We start from the raw sequence: 23,697 nt of genomic DNA, 5'->3' as shown, positions 1-23,697 counted from the left end.
ATCAGAAACAGCCGGGCCGGTGTCACCAAACACAGATCAGGAAAACGTGTTCCGTCAGGAGCCACGCGGGAATAGCTCAGTTGGTAGAGCGCAACCTTGCCAAGGTTGAGGTCGCGAGTTCGAGCCTCGTTTCCCGCTCCAGATTCCGAAGGGAAGCCCCGGCTTCCCTTTTTCATCGGGTGGCAGCTGGCGCTACACTGCCTTCGGTTTCGAAGGCGCGATAGCAAAGCGGTTATGCAACGGATTGCAAATCCGTCTAGTCCAGTTCGACTCTGGATCGCGCCTCCAAGATTGAAGACGCCACGCGGGAATAGCTCAGTTGGTAGAGCGCAACCTTGCCAAGGTTGAGGTCGCGAGTTCGAGCCTCGTTTCCCGCTCCAAACACCAAACGGTCACGCCTTGTGCGGGGCCGGCGCCAGGGTCCAACCCCGGTGATCCCAAGCGGGAATAGCTCAGTTGGTAGAGCGCAACCTTGCCAAGGTTGAGGTCGCGAGTTCGAGCCTCGTTTCCCGCTCCAGTCTCTTCAAAAAGGGAAGCCGTGAGGCTTCCCTTTTTTCTTGTCCCGGTGCGGGAGCCATCGGTCGGTGGCCGCGATAATCCCGCCCCGTGCCCGGATGGCGGAACAGGCAGACGCAGCGGACTTAAAATCCGCCGCCCCTCACAGGGCGTACCGGTTCGAACCCGGTTCCGGGCACCAAGGAATGACTTCCGCAGGCCGTGCCTCAGAGATCAATGGCATGCACAGGAATGTCCAGGCCCAGTCCCTCGCGGGCCAGGCGCGCCAGCACCGTGGCATCGCCCGTGGTCTCCAGCCGGACCGGCGCCTGCATGTCGCGCGGGACTCGCTGGCCGCTGCAGTTGGGCCAGAGATGCAGAGCATGGGCGGCGACCGCGTCGGCCGTGTCCAGCAGTTGAACCTGCGGCCCCAGCCGGGCGGCGATCCGTTCGGCCACGAAGGGGTAGTGGGTGCAGCCCAGCACCACGGTGTCCGCGCCCGCTTGAATCACCGGTGCGCAGTAACGGTCCAGCAGTGGATCGAGGGCGGGGTCCGAGGGGCCGCCTTTCTCGATGGCCGCCGCCAACCCCTGACAGGGCACCCGGACCACCTCGCAGCCCTGGGCAAAACGGTCGATCAGCGAATCGAAGCGGGGGCTGCTCAGGGTGGAAGGGGTGGCGAGCACGCCGATGCGCCCATTGCTGCTGTGCCGCACGGCCGGCTTCACGCCGGGCTCCACGCCCACCCAGGTCACCTCGGGATAACGTTGCCGCAGGGTGTCAATGGCCCGTGCCGTGGCGGTGTTGCAGGCCACGATGATCAGGCGGGCGCCTTGCGCCATCAGGTGTTCCGTGACCCGGATGGAGCGCTGCAGGGCGTGGGCCGGATCGCGGTCGCCATAGGGGGCGTGTCCTGAATCTGCCACATAGAGCAGGGGGATGTCGCTGCGGCGGCGGCGCAAGGCGCGCAGCACGGACAGGCCGCCCACCCCCGAATCGAAGATTCCGATGGGTGGGATGGGCGAAAGAGAGTCGGACATGGTGAGGAGGGCGGAGCTGGTGGTGCGCTCGACCTAGGGTTGTCCCCAAGCATACGCGAGCCGCAGCGCCGTCGTGGCAGCATAAAATAGAACGACCGTGCGATTTTGTGGATCGCTGGTGGGGCAGTATCCCGCGTGCGCCTCTTGGCGCATCTCGGGTCAGGTCCTAGAATCCGACAGTTTACGTAAACGTCAAATCACTCAAACGATCCGACAGGAGCAACGCGAAATGAAGGTACTGGTAGCCGTCAAGCGCGTCGTCGACTACAACGTGAAGGTACGCGTGAAGTCCGACGGCACGGGGGTGGATCTGGCCAACGTGAAGATGAGCATGAACCCCTTCGACGAGATCGCCGTCGAAGAAGCGGTGCGCCTGAAGGAGAAGGGCGTGGTCACCGAGGTGGTGGCCGTGTCTTGTGGCGTGACCCAGTGCCAGGAAACCCTGCGCACGGCCATGGCCATCGGCGCCGACCGTGGCATCCTGGTCGAGAGCGATGCCGAGCTGCAGCCGCTGGCCGTGGCCAAGATCCTCAAGGCTCTGGTCGACAAGGAACAGCCGGCGCTGGTCATCCTGGGCAAGCAGGCCATCGACGATGACTGTAACCAGACCGGCCAGATGCTGGCCGCGCTGGCCGACCTGCCGCAGGCCACCTTCGCGTCCAAGGTCGAAGTGGCAGATGGCGCTGCCACCGTCACCCGCGAGGTGGACGGCGGTCTGGAAACCCTGAAACTCAGCCTGCCGGCGGTGGTGACCACCGACCTGCGCCTGAACGAGCCGCGCTACGTCACGCTGCCCAACATCATGAAGGCCAAGAAGAAGCCGCTGGAGACCGTCAAGCCGGCCGACCTCGGCGTGGACGTGGCTCCGCGCATCAAGACGCTCAGCGTGGCCGAGCCGGCCAAGCGCAGCGCGGGCATCAAGGTGCCGGATGTCGCCACCCTGGTGGCCAAGCTCAAGACTGAAGCCAAGGTGATCTGAACATGGCCATCCTCGTCATTGCCGAACACGACAACGCCTCGATCAAGGGCGCGACCCTGAACACCGTGACCGCCGCGGCCCAGCTGGGTGCCGATGTGCATGTGCTGGTGGCCGGCCAGAATGCTGGCGCCGCCGCGCAGGCGGCCGCCCAGATCGCCGGTGTGGCCAAGGTGCTGCACGCCGATGGCGCCGGCCTGGGCGAAGGCCTGGCCGAGAACCTGGCCGCCCAGGTGCTGGGCATCGCCTCGGGCTACAGCCACATCCTGTTCCCGGCCACCGCCAGTGGCAAGAACGTCGCGCCCCGAGTGGCCGCCAAGCTGGATGTGGCCCAGATCACCGACATCACCAAGGTGGTGAGCGCCGACACCTTCGAGCGTCCCATCTATGCTGGCAACGCCATCGCCACGGTGCAGAGTGCCGACGCGGTCAAGGTCATCACCGTGCGCGGCACTGCCTTCGACGCGGCCGCCGCCACCGGTGGCGCCGCTGCCGTGGAGAGCGTGGCCGCCGTGACCGCCAACGCGAAGAGCAGCTTCGTGGGCCGCGAGGTCACCAAGAGCGACCGCCCCGAGCTGACCGCCGCCAAGATCATCGTCTCCGGTGGTCGGGCCCTGGGCAGCAGCGAGAAGTTCAACGAGGTGCTGACGCCCCTGGCCGACAAGCTGGGCGCCGCGCTGGGCGCCAGCCGCGCCGCAGTGGACGCCGGCTATGCCCCCAACGACTGGCAGGTGGGTCAGACCGGCAAGATCGTCGCGCCGCAGCTGTACGTGGCCTGTGGCATCTCCGGGGCCATCCAGCACCTGGCTGGCATGAAGGATTCCAAGGTGATCGTGGCGATCAACAAGGACCCGGAAGCGCCGATCTTCTCCGTGGCCGACTACGGGCTGGAAGCCGATCTGTTCACGGCCGTGCCGGAGCTGATCCAAGCGCTCTGAGCCTGATCTCTCGGTGATGAACTGCCAGGGGCGCCTGCGGGCGCCCTTTTTCATGGCCCGGCGGGCGGGATGTCCTGTGGCGTCCAGTCCGCATCGCAGCCCTGGCCGCTGGAGATCCAGCGCCCGGCCTGCCGGTGGATCCATCGGCGCAGCGGGCGTGGCCAGCGGGCCAGCACGTCGTCCGGCGCACTCAGCAGGCCGCAGCGGTAGCACTGGGCCGTCTCGTTCCAGCGCAGGGCCGTGCAGGCGCCATGAAGCCGGCGGCTGAGCAGCGCCCCCGCGGGACATGGCTCCAGAGCGCAGCACACGCCGCAGCCGTTGCAGGCCGCGCCCACCGCCGGTTTCGCGGGGGCTTCAGGGTGGAGCCATATGGTGCGTGACAGTGGGCTGCGGGGCATCGTGGGGGACTTTGCCATTCAAGTTCGATGCCGAATCTCCGATGACCCAGTGCTGTGCAGGGTAGTTACTGTGCGGGCGGCAGGAGCCAACGGTGCTACAGTCTCGCCCTGACAATTCAGGTCCTTCTGTGTCCCCTTGCTGATCCTACCCATTGGGCAGCAAGGCGGATCGCAATCCGCCAAACGGTCAAGCCGGGCCGCGGAAGGTTGATCAACCCATCGGAGCTCTGGAAACCGGAGCGAAAGGTGAGCGAGAAATGATGCAGCAATACAGGTCGAACTCGTACCTGTTCGGGGGGAATGCGCCGTACGTCGAAGAGATGTACGAGGCCTACCTCGACAACCCGGGCTCCGTGCCCGACAACTGGCGCGAGTACTTCGACGCGCTGCAGAACGTCCCCGCCGTCGACGGCACCGCCAGCCGCGATGTGCCCCACGCCCCCGTGATCGAATCCTTCGCCCAACGCGCGAAGTCGAACGCCTTCACGGTCAAGGCCAGCTCCACCGATCTCGCCGTGGCCCGCAAGCAGGTCCACGTCCAGTCGTTGATCGCCGCCTACCGTTTCCTGGGCTCGCGCTGGGCCGACCTGGATCCGCTCAAGCGCACCGAGCGCCCCAAGATTCCCGAACTCGAGCCCGCGTTCTACGACCTGAGCGAGTCCGACATGGACATCCCGTTCAGCGCCGCGAACACCTATTTCTCGCGTGCCGAGCACATGACGCTGCGCGAGATCATGCAGGCGCTGCGTGAAACCTACTGCGGCACCGTCGGCGCGGAGTTCATGCACTGCACGGACCCGACCGAGAAGCGCTGGTGGCAGGAGCGCCTGGAAAGCGCCCGCTCCAAGCCCGCCTTCACGCCCGAGAAGCGCAAGCACATCCTCGACCGCCTGACCGCGGCCGAAGGTCTCGAGCGCTACCTCCACACCAAGTACGTCGGCCAGAAGCGTTTCTCGCTGGAAGGTGGCGAGAGCTTCATCGCCTCGATGGACGAACTGGTCCAGCATGCCGGCGAGAAGGGCGTGCAGGAGATCGTGATCGGCATGGCCCACCGTGGCCGTCTGAACGTGCTGGTCAACACCCTGGGCAAGATGCCCAAGGACCTGTTCGCCGAATTCGAGCACACCGCACCGGAAGATCTGCCGGCCGGTGACGTCAAGTACCACCAGGGCTTCTCCAGCGACGTGACCACCATCGGTGGTCCGGTCCACCTGAGCCTGTCCTTCAACCCCTCGCACCTGGAAATCGTGAACCCGGTGGTCGAGGGCTCGGTCAAGGCCCGCATGGATCGCCGTGGCGACAAGGAAGGCAACCAGGTGCTGCCGGTGCTGGTGCATGGCGATGCCGCCTTCGCCGGCCAGGGCGTGGTGATGGAGACGCTGGCGCTGGCCCAGACCCGCGGCTACTACACCGGCGGCACGGTCCACATCGTCATCAACAACCAGATCGGCTTCACCACCTCCGATCCGCGCGACACCCGTTCGACGCTGTACTGCTCGGACGTGGTCAAGATGATCGAGGCCCCGGTGCTGCACGTGAACGGCGACGATCCGGACGCCGTGGTGTGGTGCACCCAGCTGGCCATGGACTACCGCCAGCAGTTCAAGAAGGATGTCGTCGTCGACATCATCTGCTTCCGCAAGCTGGGCCACAACGAGCAAGACACCCCGGCCCTGACCCAGCCGCTGATGTACAAGAAGATCGCCCAGCACCCGGGCACCCGCAAGCTCTATGGCGACAAGCTGGTCGCCCAGGGCGTGCTGCCGGCTGGCGGACCGGACGAGATGGTCAAGGCCTTCCGCGCCGCGATGGATGCCGGCAAGCACACCGTCGACCCGGTGCTGACCAACTTCAAGAGCAAGTACGCGGTCGATTGGTCGCCCTTCCTTGGCAAGAAGTGGACCGACGCCGCCGACACCGCGCTGCCGCTGGCCGAGATCAAGCGTCTGGCCGAGAAGATCACCACTGTCCCGGCGAACTTCAAGCTGCACCCGCTGGTCGAGAAGGTCATCGCCGACCGCGCGGCCATGGGCCGTGGTGACATCAACGTCGACTGGGGCATGGGCGAGCATCTGGCCTACGCCTCTCTGGTGGCTTCCGGCTATCCGGTGCGCCTGTCGGGTGAGGACTGCGGTCGCGGCACCTTCGTGCACCGTCATGCCGTTCTGCACGACCAGAACCGCGACAAGTTCGACGAAGGCATCTACATCCCGCTGCAGCACATCGCCGAAGGCCAGGCGCCCTTCGTCGTCATCGACTCCATCCTGTCGGAAGAGGCGGTGCTGGGTTTCGAGTACGGCTATGCCGGCTCCGACCCCAACACGCTGACGATCTGGGAAGCCCAGTTCGGCGACTTCGCCAACGGCGCGCAGGTGGTGATCGACCAGTTCATCGCTGCCGGCGAGGTGAAGTGGGGCCGTGCCAACGGCTTGACCCTGATGCTGCCGCACGGCTACGAAGGCCAGGGCCCCGAGCACAGCTCGGCCCGCCTGGAGCGCTTCATGCAGCTGGCGGCCGACAACAACATGCAGGTGGTGCAGCCGACCACGGCCAGCCAGATCTTCCATCTGCTGCGCCGCCAGATGGTGCGCCAGTTCCGCAAGCCGCTGGTCATCATGACCCCGAAGTCGCTGCTGCGGAACAAGGACGCCACCTCGCCGCTGTCGGAGTTCACCAAGGGGGAGTTCCGCACGGTCATCAGCGAGCACAACGCCGAGATCGACGCGGCCAAGGTCAAGCGCGTGGTGGCCTGCTCGGGCAAGGTCTACTACGACCTGATCAAGAAGCGCGACGAGAAGAAGTCGCACGACGTGGCCATCATCCGCGTCGAGCAGCTCTACCCGTTCCCGCACAAGGCCTTCGCCGCCGAGATCAAGAAGTACCCCAACGCGACGGACATCGTGTGGTGCCAGGACGAGCCGCAGAACCAGGGTGCCTGGTTCTTCGTGCAGCACCAGATCCACGAGAACATGCTCGAAGGCCAGAAGCTGGGTTACGCCGGCCGCCCGGCTTCGGCATCGCCCGCCGTCGGCTATGCCCACCTGCACCAGGAACAGCAGAAGGCGCTGCTGGATCAGGCCTTCGGCAAGCTCAAGGGCTTCGTGCTCTCCAAGTAAGCAACGCATTGACCGTGGCTCTGGCGCGCGTGCGCCGGAGCCTTGTCACACCCATCAAAGAATTCCCCCATCATGGCAATCGTAGAAGTCAAGGTTCCGCAGCTGTCCGAATCCGTGGCCGAGGCCACCCTACTGCAATGGAAGAAGAAGGCCGGTGAGGCCGTCGCCATCGACGAGATCCTGATCGAGATCGAGACCGACAAGGTCGTGCTGGAAGTGCCGGCCCCCTCGGCCGGCGTGATCACCGAGATCGTGGTGGCCGATGGCGGCACCGTGGTCAGCGACCAGGTCATCGCCAAGATCGACACCGAAGCCGCCGCCGGTGCGGTGGCCGCACCTGCGCCGGCCGCTGCCGCCGCAGCGCCGGCGCCCGCCGCCGCTGCCGTGGCCGCACCTGCCGCCACCGGTGGCAGCAAGTCCGATGTGGCCATGCCGGCCGCCGCCAAGCTGATGGCCGACAACGGTCTGGCCGCGGGCTCCGTGGCCGGCTCCGGCAAGGATGGCCGTGTCACCAAGGGTGACGTGCTGGCCGTCGTGGCCGGTGGTGCCAAGCCGGCCGCCGTGGCGGCGCCGGTGGCCGCTCCCGTGAACGCTGCCGTCGCCAAGCCCCTGCCGGCGGTGGCCGCCCCCGTGGCCCAGAACCTGGGTGATCGTCCGGAGCAGCGCGTGCCCATGTCGCGCCTGCGCGCCCGCATCGCCGAGCGTCTGGTGCAGTCGCAATCCACCAACGCCATCCTGACCACCTTCAACGAGGTCAACATGGCTCCGGTGATGGAGATGCGCAAGAAGTTCCAGGAGAAGTTCGAGAAGGAACACGGCGTCAAGCTGGGCTTCATGAGCTTCTTCGTCAAGGCGGCCGTGCACGCCCTGAAGAAGTACCCGATCCTGAACGCCTCGGTGGACGGCAACGACATCGTCTACCACGGCTACTTCGACATCGGCATCGCCGTGGGCTCGCCCCGTGGCTTGGTGGTGCCCATCATCCGCAACGCCGACCAGCTGACCTTTGCCGAGATCGAGAAGACCATCGCCACCTTCGGCCAGAAGGCCAAGGACGGCAAGCTGGGGCTGGAAGAGCTGACCGGCGGCACCTTCTCCATCTCCAATGGCGGCACCTTCGGCTCCATGCTGTCGACCCCGATCATCAACCCGCCGCAGTCGGCCATCCTGGGCGTGCATGCCACCAAGGACCGCGCCGTGGTGGAGAACGGTCAGGTCGTGGTGCGCCCGATGAACTACCTGGCCATGTCCTATGACCACCGCATCATCGACGGCCGCGAAGCCGTGCTGGGCCTGGTGGCCATGAAGGAAGCGCTGGAAGACCCGGCCCGCCTGCTGTTTGACATCTGATCTCCGGGAGTTTCCATGTCCAAGCAATTTGACGTCGTCGTCATCGGCGGCGGCCCCGGTGGCTACATCGCCGCCATCCGTGCGGCCCAGCTGGGCTTCAATGTGGCCTGCATCGACGAGTGGAAGAATGCCGCCGGCGGTCCGGCCCCGGGTGGCACCTGCACCAACGTCGGCTGCATCCCGTCCAAGGCCCTGCTGCAGTCGTCCGAGCATTTCGAGCACGCCACCCACCACTTCGCCGAGCACGGCATCAGCACCGGCACGGTGAAGATGGACGTGGCCAAGATGGTGGCCCGCAAGGACACCGTCGTGAAGCAGAACAACGACGGCATCCTTTACCTGTTCAAGAAGAACAAGGTCAGCTTCTTCCACGGTCGCGGCTCCTTCGCCGGTGCCAAGGACGGTGCCTACGAAGTCAAGGTGGCCGGCGCCGCCGAAGAGGTGTTGGTGGCCAAGCAGGTCATCATCGCCACCGGCTCCAATGCCCGCCAACTGCCGGGGGCCGAGTTCGACGAGGACCTGATCCTGTCCAACGATGGCGCACTGCGCGTCGGCGCCGTGCCGAAGAAGCTGGGCGTGATCGGCTCCGGCGTCATCGGCCTGGAAATGGGCTCGGTCTGGCGTCGTCTGGGCGCCGAGGTGACCATCCTCGAAGCCATGCCGACCTTCATGGGCGCGGCGGACGAAGCGGTGGCCAAGGAGGCCCTGAAGGTCTTCACCAAGCAAGGTCTGAAGATCGAGCTGGGCGTGAAGATCGGCGAGGTCAAGAAGGGCAAGAAGAGCGTCACCCTCAGCTATGCCAACGCCAAGGGCGAGGCCCAGACGCTGGAAGTGGACAAGCTGATCGTCTCGATCGGCCGCGTGCCCAACACCGTCGGTCTGAACCCCGAGGCCGTGGGCCTGCAGCTCGACGAGCGCGGCGCCATCGTCGTCGATGCCGAGTGCAAGACCAACCTGCCGGGCGTCTGGGCGGTGGGCGACGTGGTGCGTGGCCCGATGCTGGCGCACAAGGCCGAGGAAGAGGGCGTGGCGGTGGCCGAGCGCATCGCGGGCCAGCATGGTCACGTCAACTTCGGCACCATCCCCTGGGTCATCTACACCAGCCCGGAGATCGCCTGGGTCGGCAAGACCGAGCAGCAGCTCAAGGCCGAGGGTGTGGCCTACAAGGCGGGCCAGTTCCCCTTCCTGGCCAACGGCCGGGCCCGTGCGCTGGGCGACACCACCGGCTTCGTCAAGTTCCTGGCCGATGCCAAGACCGACGAGATCCTGGGCGTGCACATCATCGGCCCGATGGCCTCGGAGCTGATCTCCGAAGCCGTGGTGGCGATGGAGTTCAAGGCCTCGGCCGAGGACATCGCGCGCATCTGCCACGCCCACCCCAGCCTGAGCGAGGCGACCAAGGAAGCCGCTCTGGCGGTGGACAAGCGCACGCTGAACTTCTGACCCCCCGGACCGCTGCGGGGTGTGGCAACACGCCCCCGGCCGTCCGTCGGCCCGCCCGCCTGCCAGGCCGGCGGGCCTTTTCTTGCCCTTTGAGATGGTTTGAACGATGAGCGTTCGTCAGCTGTACGAGCAACTGCTCGCCGAGAACGGCTTCCAGGCCGACGAGGCCCAACTGCGGGCCGTGGCCGCGCTCGAGCGCTGCGAAAACGAGTGGACCGCCTACAAGGCCCGCCGCCGCAACGCGATCACCAAGGCCCTGGTCAAGCCGCCCATTCCGCGCGGCGTCTACATGTACGGCGGGGTGGGGCGGGGCAAGAGCTTCCTGATGGACTGCTTCTACCGCGCCGTGCCGCTGACCCGCAAGACGCGGCTGCACTTCCACGAGTTCATGCGCGAGGTGCACCGGCAGTTGCAGGAGCTCAAGGGTCGCCAGAACCCGCTGGAGGAACTGGGCGCGCGCATCGCCCGGCGCTACCGGTTGATCTGCTTTGACGAGTTCCATGTGGCTGACGTGACGGATGCGATGATCCTCTATCGGCTGCTGGAGTCGCTGTTCGCGCACCGGGTGTCCATCGTCACCACGTCGAACTTCCACCCCGATGGCCTGTATCCCAACGGCCTGCACCGCGATCGCATCCTGCCGGCCATCGAGCTGCTCAAGGCCAATCTGGAAGTGATCAACGTCGATGCCGGCATCGACTACCGGCGCCGCACCCTGGAGCAGGTGGATCTGTATCACACGCCCCTGGGGCCTGAGGCCGAGGCGGCCATGGCCAAGACCTTCGACGATCTGGCCGAGGTGCCCGACGAAGACCCGGTGCTGAACATCGAGCACCGGGAGCTGAAGGCCCGTCGGCGCGCGGGAGGCGTGATCTGGTTCGACTTCCAGACCCTGTGCGGTGGGCCGCGCTCGCAGAACGATTACCTGGAGTTGGCCTCGCGCTTTCACACCCTGCTGCTGTCGGGCGTGCCGCAGATGCCGCCGCGTCTGGCTTCGGAAGCCAGGCGTTTCACGCTGCTGGTGGATGTACTCTACGACCGCCGGGTCAAGCTGGTGGTTTCGGCGGCCACGCCGGCCGAGCAGCTCTACACCGACGGCCCGCTGGCCCATGAATTCCCGCGCACCGTGTCGCGCCTGAACGAGATGCGTTCGGCCGAGTACCTGGCGCTGGAGCGCCGCATGGTCGACACCTCGCTGACCTGATTCATTCGAGGCCGGCGCCGGGCCGGACTCGGCTCACTGGATCGGGTCGAAGCGCACCAGGGCCAGCGACAGGTTGTCGCCCATGCCGCGCGCGCGCTGACGGGCCTTGCCGATCAGCATCTCGCTGGCTTCCCGTGGGGCCAGGGCGCTGACGATGGCGCCCAACTCGCGGGGCGTCAGGTAGTGCCACAGGCCATCGGAGCAGGCCAGCAGGCTGTCGCCCACCTCCAGGCGGTCCAGCGGGGCGATCTCCACCGGGGGGTCCTGCTGGGTGCCCAGGCAACCCGTCAGCAGGTTGGCCTGGGGGTGGGTGTTGGCCTGGGCTTCGGTGATCTTGCCTTCGTCGATCAGGCGCTGCACATAGGAGTGATCCACCGTGCGCCGCAGCATCTCCGCGCCGCGGAAGTGGTAGACCCGGGAGTCTCCGGCGTGGGCCGAATAGGCGCTGCGGTCCGGCAGCACCAGGAAGGCCGCCAGCGTGCTGTGGGGCTCCTCGTCGGCCGTGATCGCGGTCAACTTGATCATCAGGTGGGACTCCACCACCAGCTGCCGCAGCATCTCGGTGGGGTCGTCGGTGGCCGGCGTGTAGCGGTCGAACACCTGCTTGGCCGTCATGACCACCTGGTCGGAGGCGGTGCGCCCGCCGCTCTTGCCTCCCATGCCGTCGGCCACCAGGGCCAGTGCACAGCCCGGCACGCGGGGGTGCGCCAGGATGAGCACCTGGTCCTGCTGGTAGGCCCGGTCCCCCTTGTGCAGGCCGGTGGCCGCGGTGATCCGATAGCCCTGGGATGTCGTTGTCATGGGCGCAATATAAACTCAAGCCACTGTGGATGCCGACCTTCTTCCCGCCGACAACCTGCATTCGCCCCTCCGGCGATTGATCGAGTTGCGCATGGCACACGCCGAACTGGACAATCGCATCGACGGTGCCGATCCCCTGTCGGGCCCGGATGAGCTGACCCTGCGTCGGCTCAAGAAGCAGCGCCTGGTGCTGCGTGACCAGATCGCCCAGCTGGAGGCGATGCTGGACCCCCCCGAACCCGCCTGAACGGATGTCCGATCCCGCTGCAGCCTCTTCCGCCGATCTGGTCTCGGCGGTCCGCGAAGCTTTGTCCGTCGAAGGGCCACTGGCCCATGCCGACGACGGCTTCATGCCGCGCGAGCCGCAGAACCGGCTGGCGCAGGCCGTGGCCGAGGCCATCGAGCGGCGCGAGGCCCTGGTGGCGGAGGCGGGCACCGGCGTGGGCAAGACCTACGCCTATCTGCTGCCGGTGTTGCTGTCCGGCCGCCGCACCCTGGTCAGCACGGCCACGAAGAGCCTGCAGGACCAGCTCTTCTTCCGCGATCTGCCCCGGCTGCGCGACATCCTGAAGTTGCCGGTGACCGTGGCGTTGCTCAAGGGGCGGGCCAGCTACCTGTGCCGGCACCGGTTGATGCTGGCCCGAGAGGGCGCCACTTTGCCGGACCGCTATGCGGTGCGGGCGCTGTCGCGCATCGAGACCTGGGCTCAGGCCACCAGCAGCGGCGACATCGGCGAACTCGAAGGTCTGGACGAGCGCTCCGAGGTCATCCCCCTGGTCACCTCCACCCGCGACAACTGCCTGGGCAGCGAGTGCGGCGAGTACCACGCCTGTCATGTCATGAAGGCCCGCCGCGAGGCCATGGCCGCCGACGTGGTGGTGGTCAACCACCATCTCTTCTTCGCCGATCTGGCCCTGCGCGACAGCGGCGTGGCCGAGCTGTTGCCCACGGTGGACATCGCCGTGTTCGACGAGGCCCACCAGATGGTGGAGGCCGGGGTGCAATTCCTGGGCCAGACCCTGGGGACCGGCCAGGTCCATGACTTCGCTCAGGATCTGCTGGCCGCAGGGCAGCAGCAGGCCCGCGGTCAGGCCCCCTGGATCGACATCGCTGCCGTCTGCGAGCAGGCCGCCAAGGCCTTGCGGCTGGCGGTGGCCGGCCCCCATCGCGAACCCAAGGGGGTGCTGCGGCTGCGCTGGGACGAGGTGGCGGGTGGCGGCCGCCAGGCCCTGCTGGATCAGGGGCTGAGCGGCTTGGCCGAAGCCTTGCGGGTGGCTGCTGCTGCGCTGGAGCTGGTGGCCGCCAGCTCCCCCGACTTCGTGCGCCTGCAGTCCCGTGCGCAGGCCCTGCAGGCCCAGGTGGCGCGCTTCGGGCTGGAGACGCCGCCGGAGCGGGTGCGCTGGGTCGATCTGACGCCGCACCAGGCCCGGTTGATCGAATCGCCGCTGGACATCCGCAGCATGATGGGCGAGCAGCGCGCCCAGGGTCACCGCGCCTGGGTCTTCACCTCGGCCACGCTGGGCGACGACGAAGCCTTGAGCTGGTTCAGCGAGGCCGCTGGCCTGGACGATGCCCGCAAGTTGCGGGTGGGCAGCCCATTTGCCTATGCCGAGCATGCGCGGGTCTATGTGCCGCCGCGCTTTCCCCAGCCCAACGAGGCGGCCCACCCGGTGATGGTGGGGCGGGCCTCTGCGCACTGCGCCCATGCGCTGGGCGGGCGCACGTTCGTGCTCACCACCACGCTGCGCGCCATGCGCACCGTGGCCGAGGCCCTGCAAAAGGAGTTGGAGAGCCTGGGCAGTTCACTGGAAGTGCTGGTGCAGGGCAGCGCGGCCAAGCGCAGTCTGCTGCAGCGCTTCCAGGAAGGGCGCTGTGTGCTGGTGGGCTCGGCCAGCTTCTGGGAGGGCATCGACGTGCCCGGCGAGGCGCTGCAGTGCGTGGTGATTGACAAGTTGCCCTTTCCGCCGCCGAACGATCCGCTGGTGGAGGCCCGCGTGCGCCAGCTCAAGAGCCAGGGGCGGGACGCCTTCAACGACTACTTCGTGGCCGAGGCCGCCATCGCGCTCAAGCAGGGGGCCGGACGCCTGATCCGAACCGAGACTGACCGCGGTCTGCTGGTGCTCTGCGATGTGCGTCTTCTGCAGGCCCGCTACGGCGGGCGCTTGCTGTCCGCCCTGCCGCCGATGACCATGCTGTCCAGCGGTGAAGAGGCCCTGGCCTGGCTGCGCGAGTTGGCCGCGGCGCATCCGGAGGGCTGATCGGCGGGCCTGAAAAGCACAACGGCCCCATGCAGGGGCCGTTGTCGTCATGTCGGGTGGCGGGTGTTGATCACCACAGCTGCCACCAAGGCTTCTCGCGCTCCTGGATGCCCTGCTTGAGCAGCGGGCTTTCGGGGAAGTTGTGGGCCAGCACCCGGGTGGCGTCGTCGCGCAGCTTGTCCAGGCCCAGCCGGTCATAGGCCTGGGCCATGATGTACAGGGCTTCCTCTGTGGCTGGCGTCTGCGGGTAGACGGTGATGGTCTGTTGGGCCCGGTTGGCGGCCGCGACCAGGGCACCGCGGCGCAGGTAGTAACGCGCCACGTGCACCTCATACTCCGCCAGCACGTTGACGATGTAGTCCATGCGCAGTCGCGCATCGGCGGCGTACTTCGACTCCGGGAACTGGTCGACCAGTTGCTTGAAGGACTGGTAGGACTCGCGCGACGCCTGTTGGTCACGCTCGGCCGGGGACTGCTGGGACAGCGCCCCGATGATTCCGAAGTCGTCGTTGAAGTTCACCATGCCACGCAGGTACAGCGCGTAGTCCAGGCCGGGGCTCGACGGATTGAGCTTGATGAAGCGGTCCAGCGTGCTGATGGCCTGGGCCTTCTCGCCCGACTTCCAGTAGGCGTAGGCCAGATCCAGTTGCGATTGCTGGGCCAGCAGGCCACCGCCGGCGCGACCCTCCACCTTCTCGAGGTACTTGATGGCGCTGGGCCAGTTGCCGGAACTCATCTCCGACTTGCCCGATGCATACAATTCTTCGGCCGAGCCCTGGATCTCAGGGTTCTTGAGGGCGCTGCAGGCAGCCAGGGTCACCATCAGCGCAGCGAGCGCGCCGCGGGTGAGGGCACGGAACAGGGGGTGTGCGGTCATGAATCGGGCAGCCCCTGAAGAGGCCGCGACGCGGAGTGAGCAGACGAAAGGTCAATTGATTATATGAGTGGCAACTGGGAGCCCGCGGGCGCGTCCGGCCTGGGCGAGTCTGCCCAGGCGCCAGAGGATGGCGAGACCGAATCCGAGTTCGAGAACCGCGTGCAGGTGTTGGACGCGGCTGCCCATGGGCAGCGCCTGGACCGTGTGTTGGCCGGCCTGGCGCCCGAGTTTTCGCGCAGCCATCTCCAAGGACTGATCGAGGCCGGGCAGGTGCGTCTCGATGGCGTCCTGGCGACGGTGTCCTCCCGCAAGGTGAAGGCCGGTCAGCGGCTGGAGGTTCACCTGGTGCCACCCGCCGAAAGCCTGGCCTTCCGGCCCGAGCCCATGGCGCTGGACGTCGTGCACGAGGATGCGCATGTGCTGGTGGTGAACAAGCCGGCAGGGCTGGTGGTGCATCCCGCGGCCGGCAACTGGGCAGGAACCCTGCTCAATGGCCTGCTGGCGCGCGATCCTCGCGCCGCACAGCTGCCGCGCGCCGGCATCGTGCACCGGCTGGACAAGGACACGTCGGGCCTGATGGTGGTGGGGCGCACGCTGGAAGCGGTCACGGCGCTGGTGCGGGACATGGCCCAGCGCGACATCCATCGCCGCTACGTCGCCCTGGCCCATGGCGATGTGGGGGCCGCCCCCTTCACCGTGGAGGCACCGATCGGCCGTGATCCGGCGCTGCGCACCCGCATGGCCGTGGTGGCGGGAGCCAAGCCTGCCAGGACCGATGTCGAGCGCGTGGCCTTCGATGGCGAGGTCAGTGCCATCCGCTGCAAGCTGCACACCGGTCGCACCCACCAGATCCGGGTCCATCTGGCCCACGAGGGCCACCCCTTGGTGGCAGATACCCTGTATGGAGGGCGTTTCTTGCGTGGCATGCAGCGCCAGGCCCTGCATGCCGCCGAACTGGCATTTGCCCACCCCATCACCCGGGTTCCCCTGTCCTTCGAGGCACCGATGCCGCCTGATCTGGCCGCGGCTTGGCAGCAGGTGTCGGCGGTGGCCAAATGACAGAGCCTCCGGGTCGCAGCTTGTAATACAATCAGACTCCAAGCCCTGACAGCGGCTGCCGGCATGTGCCGAAGATTTCCGGTTCCCACCCCCGCTGTCGTCCTGGTGAACAGGGCGCGTCACCGTGTGTCACGGATGGCACGCTGGCCGCAGATTGCGGCTCCACCGGCCCGGCGATGAATCTGTATCCATGCCCGTCCTGCTGTCGCTCCGAGCCGGCAAGGACGCCACGAGCACATGCCGCCGCGGTACAGCGGCCTGACGAGTCCACGGCCCCGAGGGGCGGCGTTTCGATCCCTTGTCGATGAACACACAGGATGCCAAGCGCGTTCTAGAAACCGCACTGATCTGTGCCAGCCAACCGCTGTCGCTGCGGGAAATGCGCGTGCTGTTCGAGGATCAGCTCGGTGCAGACTCTCTGCGGATGGTGCTGGACGAGCTGATGCAGGACTGGAGCGGTCGGGGGGTCGAACTCGTCCGGGTGGCCTCGGGCTGGCGATTCCAGAGTCGCCCCGAACTGCGCGAGTACCTGGATCGCCTGAATCCGGAGAAGCCGCCCCGTTATTCCCGCGCGGTGCTGGAGACCTTGGCCATCATCGCTTACCGCCAGCCGGTGACCCGGGGCGACATTGAGGACATCCGCGGTGTGGTGGTTTCCAGCCAGATCATGAAGCAGCTGGAGGACCGCAACTGGATCGAGGCCATTGGCCACCGGGACGCCCCCGGTCGGCCGGCCCTCTATGCCACGACCCGCCAGTTCCTGGATGACCTCGGTCTGGCCAGCCTCGATCAGCTTCCGCTGCTGGAGGGCCCGGGGGGCTTGGAGGCGCTGGCCGGTCTGGCCGGGGCGCAGCCGGATCTTCTGGCCGAGCAGGCCGAACTGGCGCTGGAGGCGCCGCCTGCGTCTTCCGGCGAGACCCTGACCGAGGGCGCCCCGGTCGCCGCCAACGAACTTTCCGCGCCTGCCGCCGACGGTGTGCAGGCCGACAACGCATCAACCCCACCTGAAGCATGAACGACGCTGATCAAGACAACCCGCAACTGCCGCCGGCAGAGGCTGCCGCCGAGGCCCCCAAGAAGCGCACCCGTGCCCGCAAGGTGGTGACCGCCGCGGCCGAGGCGCCTGTGGAGGCCGTGTCCGACGCGCCGGCTGCCGAAGAGGCGCCCAAGCCGGCGCGCAAGCGCGCGCCGCGCAAGACCGCCGCTGCGGCCGCCGCCGAAGTGGCTGAGGCCGCTTCGGTGGCATCGCCGGAGCCTCTGCCCCAGCCGTCGCCGGTGCTCGAGGTGCCGTCTGCCTCGGTGGACGTGCCTGCCGAGGCGCCACAGGGCAAGGAGTCTGCCGGCGCTGTGTCTGGTGGAGAGGCGTCCGAGGTTGCGGCCGCATCTGAGGAAGGCGGCGAAGGGGGCGGGCGTTCGCGCAACCGCCGCCGCGGTCGCCGTGGCGCAGGTCGGGGCGAAGAGGCGGGGGACGGCGCAGACGCGCCGCAACGTCCGTCGGCCGAGCCGCAGCAGGCGCCCGCCGAAGCGGGCGAGGTGTTTGCCAGCGTGGTGGCCGGGGACTTTGACGGCGCGGCCGAGCCTGAAGAGCAGGCCGAGGCCGGCGAGGCGGTGGCCGAGAAGCGTGTGCTGCTGCCCGATGTCGACGCGCCCAAGCTGCACAAGGTGCTGGCCCAGTCGGGCATCGGCTCCCGCCGCGACATGGAGCAGATGATCCAGGATGGGCGCGTCACGGTGAACGACGAGGTGGCCCACACCGGCATGCGCGTGTCCTTCGGGGACCGGGTGGCGGTGGACGGCAAGCCGGTGCGCATCCGCATCGCGCCGCCGCCGGCCCGTGTCATCGCCTACCACAAGCTGGCGGGAGAGGTGGTCAGCCACGACGACCCGCAGCAGCGTCCCACGGTGTTCCGCAAGCTGCCGCGCCTGCAACAGGGCAAGTGGCAGTCGGTGGGCCGTCTGGACATGAACACCGAGGGTCTGCTGCTGCTGACCACCTCCGGTGATCTGGCCAACAAGCTGATGCATCCGCGCTTCGGCGTGGAGCGCGAGTACGCGGTGCGCGTGCTCGGCACCCTGGAAAAGGAAGCGCGCGAGCGCCTGCTGGCCGGTGTGGAGATCGAAGGCCAGGCCGCCGCCTTCAAGAGCATCGAGGACGGTGGCGGCGAGGGTGTCAACCACTGGTACCGCGTGGTCATCACTGAAGGTCGCAACCGTGAAGTGCGCAAGCTCTTCGATGCGGTGGGCCTGACGGTCAGTCGCCTGATCCGGATCCGATACGGCTGCGTGGTGTTGCCGCGCGGGCTCAAGCGCGGCGACTGGGTGGACCTGGGCGAGGCCGATGTGAAGGCGCTGCGTCGCCTGACCGATGGCGCCGGGGCCCCGCGAGGCGAAGGCCGCCGCGAGGGCCGCGACGCCCAGGGCGGCCGGCCGGCGCGTGGCGACGACCGGGGCGGCAAGAAGGGCCGCGGCAACGAGCAGCGCCGCGACCGTCCCGAGGGCCGGGCCGAGGGCGGGCGTGCCGAGAACGCCCGCGGCAACCGCAACAACGACAAGCGCCGCCGCGAGCAGGGCGATCTGGCCCCGCAGCGGGAGCCGGGCGATCCCAGCCGCATCCCGAATCCGCTGCAGCAGACCTACGACCGCCGCGCCATCCAGCGCGAGCGCGCGGTGTCCGTGCGCGACGACGATTTCGAGGACGGCCCGATCCCGAACCCGCTTCAGCAGACCTACGACCGCCGCTTCGTCCAGGACAACCGGGGCGGCGGCCGCGGCGGCAAGGGCAAGGGGGGCGGCGGTGGTGGCAACCAGCGTCAGCCCGATCCGATGCAGACCTCCGTGGGTTACATCGGCGCGGACGCCTTCACGCGCAAGCTTCAGGGACGGGGCGGCGGTGGCCGCGGCCGCCGCTGATCCACAGCAATGTCAACGGGCAAGGCTAAAATTCAACGTTTTGTCCAAACCCTCATCGAACTTTCGAGGAAAACCACAATGGCCATCGAACGCACCCTCTCCATCATCAAGCCCGACGCCGTGGCCAAGAATGTCATCGGTCAGATCTACAGCCGCTTCGAAGGCGCTGGCCTGAAGGTCATCGCCGCCCGCATGATGCAGCTGTCGCAAGCCGACGCCGAGGCCTTCTACGCCGTTCACAAGGAGCGCCCCTTCTTCAAGGATCTGGTGAGCTTCATGATCTCCGGCCCGGTGATGGTGCAAGTGCTGGAAGGCGAAGGCGCCATCCTGAAGAACCGTGACCTGATGGGCGCCACCGACCCGAAGAAGGCCGACAAGGGCACCATCCGCGCCGATTTCGCCGACTCGATCGACGCCAACGCCGTGCACGGCTCCGACGCTGCCGAGACCGCGGCGGTCGAAATCGCCTTCTTCTTCCCGGCGATGAACATCCACTCGCGCTGATCGCGCGGGTTCCACGCACGTCAGAGGAGGCCGGTCCATGGGCGACGTCGTCAATCTGCTCGACCACGACCTGGATGGCCTGAGTGCGTACTGTGAAGGGCTGGGCGAGAAGCGTTTTCGCGCCACCCAGCTCTTCCGCTGGATTCACCAGAAGGGCGCGAAGGACTTCGCGTCCATGACCGATCTGGCCAAGTCCCTGCGCGAGAAGCTCGCCGGGCGGGCCGAGATCCGGGGCCTGCCGGTGCTGACCGAGCAGGTGTCGTCGGATGGCACGACCAAGTGGCTGTTCGACGTGGGCGGCGGCAACGCCGTCGAGACCGTCTTCATCCCCGAGGACGACCGCGGCACGCTGTGCGTGTCCTCCCAGGCCGGCTGCGCCGTGGGATGCCGCTTCTGCTCCACCGGCCATCAGGGCTTCAGCCGCAACCTGAGCACCGGGGAAATCCTGGCCCAGCTCTGGTTCGCCGAGCACCGCCTGCGCGAGCGTCTGCAGTTGCCAGCCGGCGAGCGGGCCATCACCAACGTGGTGATGATGGGCATGGGCGAGCCGCTGCAGAACTACAGTGCGCTGATTCCGGCGCTGCGGGTGATGCTGGACGACCATGGCTACGGCCTGTCGCGCCGCCGCGTGACCGTGTCCACTTCCGGCGTGGTGCCGATGATGGACCGCCTGCGCGAGGATTGCCCGGTGGCGCTGGCGGTGTCGCTGCATGCGCCCACGGACGCGCTGCGGGACGAACTGGTCCCGCTCAATCGCAAATACCCGCTCGATGAGCTGATGGCCGCCTGCAAGCGCTATCTGCAGGCCGCGCCGCGCGACTTCATCACCTTCGAGTACTGCATGCTCGAGGGCGTCAATGACACCGAAGAGCATGCCCAGGCCCTGCTGACGCTGGTGCACGGCCGCGGCGAGCACCGAGTGCCCTGCAAGCTCAACCTGATTCCGTTCAACCCCTTCCCGGCCTCGGGGCTGCAGCGTTCCTCGCGCGAGCGTGTGTTGCGCTTTGCCAAGGTGCTGCAGGATGCCGGCCTGGTGACCACCATCCGCAAGACGCGGGGCGACGACATCGACGCTGCTTGTGGTCAACTTGCGGGCGAGGTCCAGGATCGGACCCGTGTGGGTGAGCGCATGAAGCGCCTGCCCGTTCCGATTGTCCCGTTGGGAGTCAAGTAGCCGATGAACTGGATGGGCTGCCGCCGGATGGCGTGGGCGGGTGTTGTTGCGGCAATGGTGGGGCTGGTGGCCGGGTGTGCTTCGGCGCCGCCCAGCAATGATCTGGTGACCGATTCCGACCAGACCAAGGCCGACCGCGCGGCACAACTGCACATGGAGTTGGCGGCGGCTTACTTCGGGCGCGGCAACAACGAGGCGGCACTGGACGACGTCAAGAAGGTGCTGGCTGCCAAGCCCGATTCCAGCGCGGCCTACAACCTGCGCGGACTGATCTACGCCAGCATGGACCAGAATGATCTGGCCGAGGACAGCTTCCGGCGCGCCATGCAACTCAATCCGCGTGATTTTGATGCGGCGCACAACTACGCTTGGTTCCTCTGCCAGAAGCGTCGCTACGATGACGCGGACGCCGAGTTCGCCAAGCTGCTGGCCCAGCCGTCCTACCGGGACATCGTGCGCACCCAGCTGGCCCGGGGGGTGTGCCTGGCACGCAACCAGCACTGGGGCGATGCCGAGCAGGCCTTGCGCCGTGCCTACGAACTGGACCCCGCCAATCCGGCGGTGGCCGTCAACCTGACCGAGGTGCTCTACCGCGAGCAGCAGTACGAGCGTGCACGTTTCTACATCCGTCGGGTGAATGCCGTGGATGAGCTGGTGACGTCGCAGACGCTGTGGCTGGCCATGCGCATCGAGCGAAAGTTGGGGCGGGACGATCAGGTGCAGCTGCTGGGTACCCAGCTGCGCAACCGGTTCCCGGACGCATCCGAAACCCTGCTGTACGAAAAGGGTCGATTCGATGACTGATTCCAACGAAGGGCCGCAGGAAGGCACTTCGAACGGTCGCACCGCCGGGCAGCTTCTGCGCGCGGCGCGTGAGGCGCAGGGCATGCATGTGGCTTCTCTGGCGGCGGTGCTGAAGGTGCCGGCGGCCAAGCTGGAGGCGCTGGAGGCCGATCGCTACGACGAATTGCAGGGGGCGACGTTCGTGCGCGCCCTGGCCCAGGCCGCTTGCCGTGCCCTCAAGATCGATCCCAACCCTGTGCTGGTGCGCCTGCCCAAGGTGGAGGTCATGCCGCTGGGCTCGATCGGCCCCGGCATCAACGCGAGCTTCAAGGGCAGCCCGCCTGCGCGGGAGTTGTCTGACGGAGGCAAGCCGCGTCGAGGCCTGTTGATCCTGGTGCTGGTGTTGGTGCTGGCTGCGCTGGCCATGCTCCTGTTGCCGCGCAACTTCTTCCAATGGGGACCTCTGGCCGCCCAGGTGGAAGCCGCGCTCCCCGCTTCTGCCGTGGCCTCCGCTGTGACCTCGGTTGCCAGTGCGGTCGCGCCTGCGGTCGAGCCTAGCGCGTCTGCCGTGGCGCCTGCCGCGGCGGCTTCGCCGGCCCTCAGCGCTTCGGAGGTGCGTGAGGCTGCTGTGGCAGGCGCGCCGGTGGGGGCGTCGGGCGTGTTGCCCGCGCCGGCATCCGCGCCGGCCGTGGTGCCCACGGGCGGGCGGGGCATGGTGCAGTTCCGAGCCGTCGCGCCGAGCTGGGTGGAGGTGCTGGATGCATCGGGCCAGTCCCTGATCGGGCGCATTCTCCACCAAGGGGAGATGGTCAATCTGGAAGGCGCGTTGCCCTTGCGTGTCAAGGTGGGCAATGTGGCTGGCACCGAGGTGGTTTTCCAGGGCCACCCTGTGGACCTGAAACCGCTGGCACGTGACAACGTGGCCCGGCTCGAACTCAAGTGATCGCATCGACCATGACTGAACAATCCCGCCCCGTTCCGATGCCGACGGCCGACGATGCCCAGCCGATCCCGCTGGCCGCACCGGCACCGCGTCGTTCGCGTCAGGCCCGCGTGGTCTGGGGAGACAGGGTGGTGACCATCGGTGGCGATGCACCCGTGCGGGTGCAGTCGATGACCAACACCGACACGGTGGATGTCATCGGCACGGCCATCCAGGTGAAGGAACTCGCTCGCGCGGGTTCCGAACTGGTGCGCCTGACGGTCAATACGCCCGAGGCTGCTGCGGCGGTGCCGGAGATCCGCAATCAGCTCGACCGGATGGGTGTGGATGTGCCCCTGGTGGGGGACTTCCACTACAACGGCCACCGGCTGCTGTCCGAGTATCCGGCCTGTGCCGAGGCCTTGTCGAAGTACCGCATCAACCCGGGCAATGTGGGGAAGGGGGACAAGGGCGACCGCCAGTTTGCGCAGATGGTGGAAGCCGCCTGCCGCTACGACAAGGCCGTGCGCATCGGCGTCAACTGGGGTAGCCTGGACCAGGAGGTCATGGCCGCCCTGATGGACGCCAACGGCCGCCGCGCCCAGCCCTGGGAAGCCCGCCAGGTCATGTACGAGGCCCTGGTCCAGTCGGCGCTGCAGTCTGCCGCACAGGCTCAGGATGTGGGCCTGGATCCCAACCAGATCATCATCAGCTGCAAGGTCAGCGGGGTGCAGGATCTGATCGCGGTGTACCGCGCGCTGGCACAGCGCTGCGACTATGCCCTGCACCTGGGCTTGACCGAGGCGGGCATGGGCACGAAGGGCACGGTGGCTTCGGCGGCGGCGCTGTCGGTGCTGCTGCAGGAGGGCATCGGCGACACCATCCGTGTTTCGCTGACCCCGCAGCCGGGCGAGGCGCGCACCCAGGAGGTGGTGGTGGCGATGGAGATCCTGCAGGCCCTGGGGCTGCGCAGTTTCAATCCCAGCGTCACGGCCTGCCCGGGCTGCGGCCGCACCACCAGCACGGTGTTCCAGGAACTGGCCAAGCAGATTGACGACTTCCTGCGTGCGCAGATGCCGGTCTGGCGCGCGCGCTATCCCGGCGTTGAGCAGATGAAAGTCGCCGTGATGGGCTGCATCGTGAACGGCCCCGGCGAGAGCAAGCATGCCGACATCGGCATCAGCCTGCCGGGCACCGGCGAGGCCCCGGCCGCGCCCGTGTTCATCGACGGGGAAAAGGCCATGACGCTGCGCGGCGAGGGCATCGCCACCGAATTCCAGGCCATCGTCGAGCAGTACATCGAACGCCGTTACGGCAGTGCGACCGACGCGCATTGACGCGGGCAGCATCTTCTCGCGTGCGTCGCGGTACATCGCGGCGACGTGGCAACGACGTCGATTCCCCCATCCTCGGGCAGATGTCGCCTGGCGCGGCATCTGCCTCTTTCCA

The 23,697-nt window shown here is 67.4% G+C and carries 20 protein-coding genes and 5 tRNA genes; 21 read left to right on the top strand and 4 right to left on the bottom strand.

Annotated elements, in window-relative coordinates; all coding sequences use genetic code 11:
* Positions 1 to 65 precede the first annotated feature (65 nt).
* The 5 genes from LRM40_RS11225 (at position 66) to LRM40_RS11205 (ending at position 697) form a co-directional block, all read left to right on the top strand.
* Positions 66 to 141, top strand: a tRNA-Gly gene (locus LRM40_RS11225).
* Positions 142 to 214: 73 nt separating this feature from the next.
* Positions 215 to 288 (top strand) — tRNA-Cys (locus LRM40_RS11220).
* A gap of 16 nt (positions 289 to 304) precedes the next feature.
* Positions 305 to 380 (top strand) — tRNA-Gly (locus LRM40_RS11215).
* 61 nt (positions 381 to 441) lie between these two features.
* Positions 442 to 517: transfer RNA gene (locus LRM40_RS11210), tRNA-Gly, on the top strand.
* 91 nt (positions 518 to 608) lie between these two features.
* A tRNA-Leu gene (locus LRM40_RS11205) sits at positions 609 to 697 on the top strand.
* A 25-nt stretch (positions 698 to 722) separates the two neighbouring features.
* On the opposite strand, the gene murI is transcribed toward LRM40_RS11205, so the two are convergent.
* Positions 723 to 1,535 (bottom strand): glutamate racemase, encoded by an 813-nt coding sequence (gene murI / locus LRM40_RS11200; RefSeq protein ID WP_151124174.1) that lies wholly within the window; start codon positions 1,533 to 1,535, stop codon positions 723 to 725.
* 229 nt (positions 1,536 to 1,764) lie between these two features.
* Here murI and LRM40_RS11195 point away from each other — a divergent pair, with 229 nt between their 5' ends.
* Together LRM40_RS11195 and LRM40_RS11190 are read left to right on the top strand one after the other, a co-directional pair.
* Positions 1,765 to 2,514: an electron transfer flavoprotein subunit beta/FixA family protein gene (locus LRM40_RS11195; protein WP_151124175.1), complete on the top strand. Its 750-nt coding sequence runs from the start codon at positions 1,765 to 1,767 to the stop codon at positions 2,512 to 2,514.
* Between the two features lie 2 nt (positions 2,515 to 2,516).
* Complete coding sequence (locus LRM40_RS11190) at positions 2,517 to 3,449, top strand: electron transfer flavoprotein subunit alpha/FixB family protein (protein ID WP_151124176.1); 933 nt, start codon at positions 2,517 to 2,519, stop codon at positions 3,447 to 3,449.
* A 50-nt stretch (positions 3,450 to 3,499) separates the two neighbouring features.
* Here LRM40_RS11190 and LRM40_RS11185 read toward each other — a convergent pair whose 3' ends face one another.
* On the bottom strand, positions 3,500 to 3,784 hold the full coding sequence (locus LRM40_RS11185; protein WP_310739989.1) for a hypothetical protein: 285 nt from the start codon (positions 3,782 to 3,784) through the stop codon (positions 3,500 to 3,502).
* Between the two features lie 320 nt (positions 3,785 to 4,104).
* On the opposite strand from LRM40_RS11185, the gene LRM40_RS11180 reads away from it, so the two are divergent.
* The 4 genes from LRM40_RS11180 (at position 4,105) to zapE (ending at position 10,960) form a co-directional block, all read left to right on the top strand.
* Positions 4,105 to 6,963: a 2-oxoglutarate dehydrogenase E1 component gene (locus LRM40_RS11180; protein WP_151124178.1), complete on the top strand. Its 2,859-nt coding sequence runs from the start codon at positions 4,105 to 4,107 to the stop codon at positions 6,961 to 6,963.
* Positions 6,964 to 7,035: 72 nt separating this feature from the next.
* Complete coding sequence (odhB, locus tag LRM40_RS11175) at positions 7,036 to 8,313, top strand: 2-oxoglutarate dehydrogenase complex dihydrolipoyllysine-residue succinyltransferase (RefSeq protein ID WP_231067512.1); 1,278 nt, start codon at positions 7,036 to 7,038, stop codon at positions 8,311 to 8,313.
* Between the two features lie 15 nt (positions 8,314 to 8,328).
* A complete protein-coding gene (lpdA, locus tag LRM40_RS11170) occupies positions 8,329 to 9,756 on the top strand; it encodes a dihydrolipoyl dehydrogenase (RefSeq protein WP_151125937.1) in 1,428 nt (475 codons plus the stop codon).
* A 106-nt stretch (positions 9,757 to 9,862) separates the two neighbouring features.
* Positions 9,863 to 10,960, top strand: a complete 1,098-nt coding sequence (zapE, locus tag LRM40_RS11165) for a cell division protein ZapE (RefSeq protein WP_151125938.1) — start codon at positions 9,863 to 9,865, stop codon at positions 10,958 to 10,960.
* A gap of 33 nt (positions 10,961 to 10,993) precedes the next feature.
* Here the strand turns inward: zapE and LRM40_RS11160 are convergent, their stop codons facing one another.
* Positions 10,994 to 11,761 (bottom strand): PP2C family protein-serine/threonine phosphatase, encoded by a 768-nt coding sequence (locus LRM40_RS11160; RefSeq protein ID WP_151125939.1) that lies wholly within the window; start codon positions 11,759 to 11,761, stop codon positions 10,994 to 10,996.
* A gap of 91 nt (positions 11,762 to 11,852) precedes the next feature.
* On the opposite strand from LRM40_RS11160, the gene LRM40_RS11155 reads away from it, so the two are divergent.
* Complete coding sequence (locus LRM40_RS11155; RefSeq protein ID WP_151125940.1) at positions 11,853 to 12,008, top strand: YdcH family protein; 156 nt, start codon at positions 11,853 to 11,855, stop codon at positions 12,006 to 12,008.
* Positions 12,009 to 12,012: 4 nt separating this feature from the next.
* Positions 12,013 to 14,019, top strand: a complete 2,007-nt coding sequence (yoaA, locus tag LRM40_RS11150; RefSeq protein WP_151125941.1) for a DNA repair helicase YoaA — start codon at positions 12,013 to 12,015, stop codon at positions 14,017 to 14,019.
* Positions 14,020 to 14,089: 70 nt separating this feature from the next.
* On the opposite strand, the gene LRM40_RS11145 is transcribed toward yoaA, so the two are convergent.
* The gene (locus LRM40_RS11145; RefSeq protein ID WP_151125942.1) at positions 14,090 to 14,896 is read right to left on the bottom strand and encodes an outer membrane protein assembly factor BamD; all 807 of its coding nucleotides are present in this window, start codon (positions 14,894 to 14,896) and stop codon (positions 14,090 to 14,092) included.
* Between the two features lie 63 nt (positions 14,897 to 14,959).
* On the opposite strand from LRM40_RS11145, the gene LRM40_RS11140 reads away from it, so the two are divergent.
* The 8 genes from LRM40_RS11140 (at position 14,960) to ispG (ending at position 23,585) form a co-directional block, all read left to right on the top strand.
* Positions 14,960 to 15,955, top strand: a complete 996-nt coding sequence (locus LRM40_RS11140) for an RluA family pseudouridine synthase (protein WP_151125943.1) — start codon at positions 14,960 to 14,962, stop codon at positions 15,953 to 15,955.
* 304 nt (positions 15,956 to 16,259) lie between these two features.
* On the top strand, positions 16,260 to 16,970 hold the full coding sequence (gene scpB / locus LRM40_RS11135) for an SMC-Scp complex subunit ScpB (RefSeq protein ID WP_151125944.1): 711 nt from the start codon (positions 16,260 to 16,262) through the stop codon (positions 16,968 to 16,970).
* Positions 16,967 to 18,865, top strand: coding sequence for a pseudouridine synthase (locus LRM40_RS11130; protein WP_231067511.1), 1,899 nt, complete (start codon positions 16,967 to 16,969; stop codon positions 18,863 to 18,865). The genes scpB and LRM40_RS11130 overlap by 4 nt, the downstream gene beginning before the upstream one ends.
* Before the next feature lie 78 nt (positions 18,866 to 18,943).
* Positions 18,944 to 19,369: a nucleoside-diphosphate kinase gene (gene ndk / locus LRM40_RS11125; RefSeq protein WP_151124764.1), complete on the top strand. Its 426-nt coding sequence runs from the start codon at positions 18,944 to 18,946 to the stop codon at positions 19,367 to 19,369.
* A gap of 37 nt (positions 19,370 to 19,406) precedes the next feature.
* Positions 19,407 to 20,543: a dual-specificity RNA methyltransferase RlmN gene (rlmN, locus tag LRM40_RS11120; RefSeq protein ID WP_151124763.1), complete on the top strand. Its 1,137-nt coding sequence runs from the start codon at positions 19,407 to 19,409 to the stop codon at positions 20,541 to 20,543.
* Positions 20,544 to 20,546: 3 nt separating this feature from the next.
* Positions 20,547 to 21,347 carry a type IV pilus biogenesis/stability protein PilW gene (pilW, locus tag LRM40_RS11115; RefSeq protein WP_151124762.1) on the top strand — a complete coding sequence of 267 codons (801 nt, stop codon included), beginning with the start codon at positions 20,547 to 20,549 and terminating at the stop codon, positions 21,345 to 21,347.
* On the top strand, positions 21,340 to 22,269 hold the full coding sequence (locus LRM40_RS11110) for a helix-turn-helix domain-containing protein (RefSeq protein ID WP_151124761.1): 930 nt from the start codon (positions 21,340 to 21,342) through the stop codon (positions 22,267 to 22,269). Before pilW ends, LRM40_RS11110 begins: the two co-directional genes overlap by 8 nt.
* 38 nt (positions 22,270 to 22,307) lie before the next feature.
* Complete coding sequence (ispG, locus tag LRM40_RS11105) at positions 22,308 to 23,585, top strand: flavodoxin-dependent (E)-4-hydroxy-3-methylbut-2-enyl-diphosphate synthase (protein WP_151124767.1); 1,278 nt, start codon at positions 22,308 to 22,310, stop codon at positions 23,583 to 23,585.
* Positions 23,586 to 23,697 lie beyond the last annotated feature (112 nt).

Source organism: Ideonella dechloratans (assembly GCF_021049305.1).
Lineage (GTDB): Bacteria > Pseudomonadota > Gammaproteobacteria > Burkholderiales > Burkholderiaceae_C > Ideonella > Ideonella dechloratans.
The sequence above is the reverse complement of the archived record's forward strand: the minus strand, read 5'-3'. Positions and strand labels throughout refer to the sequence as shown.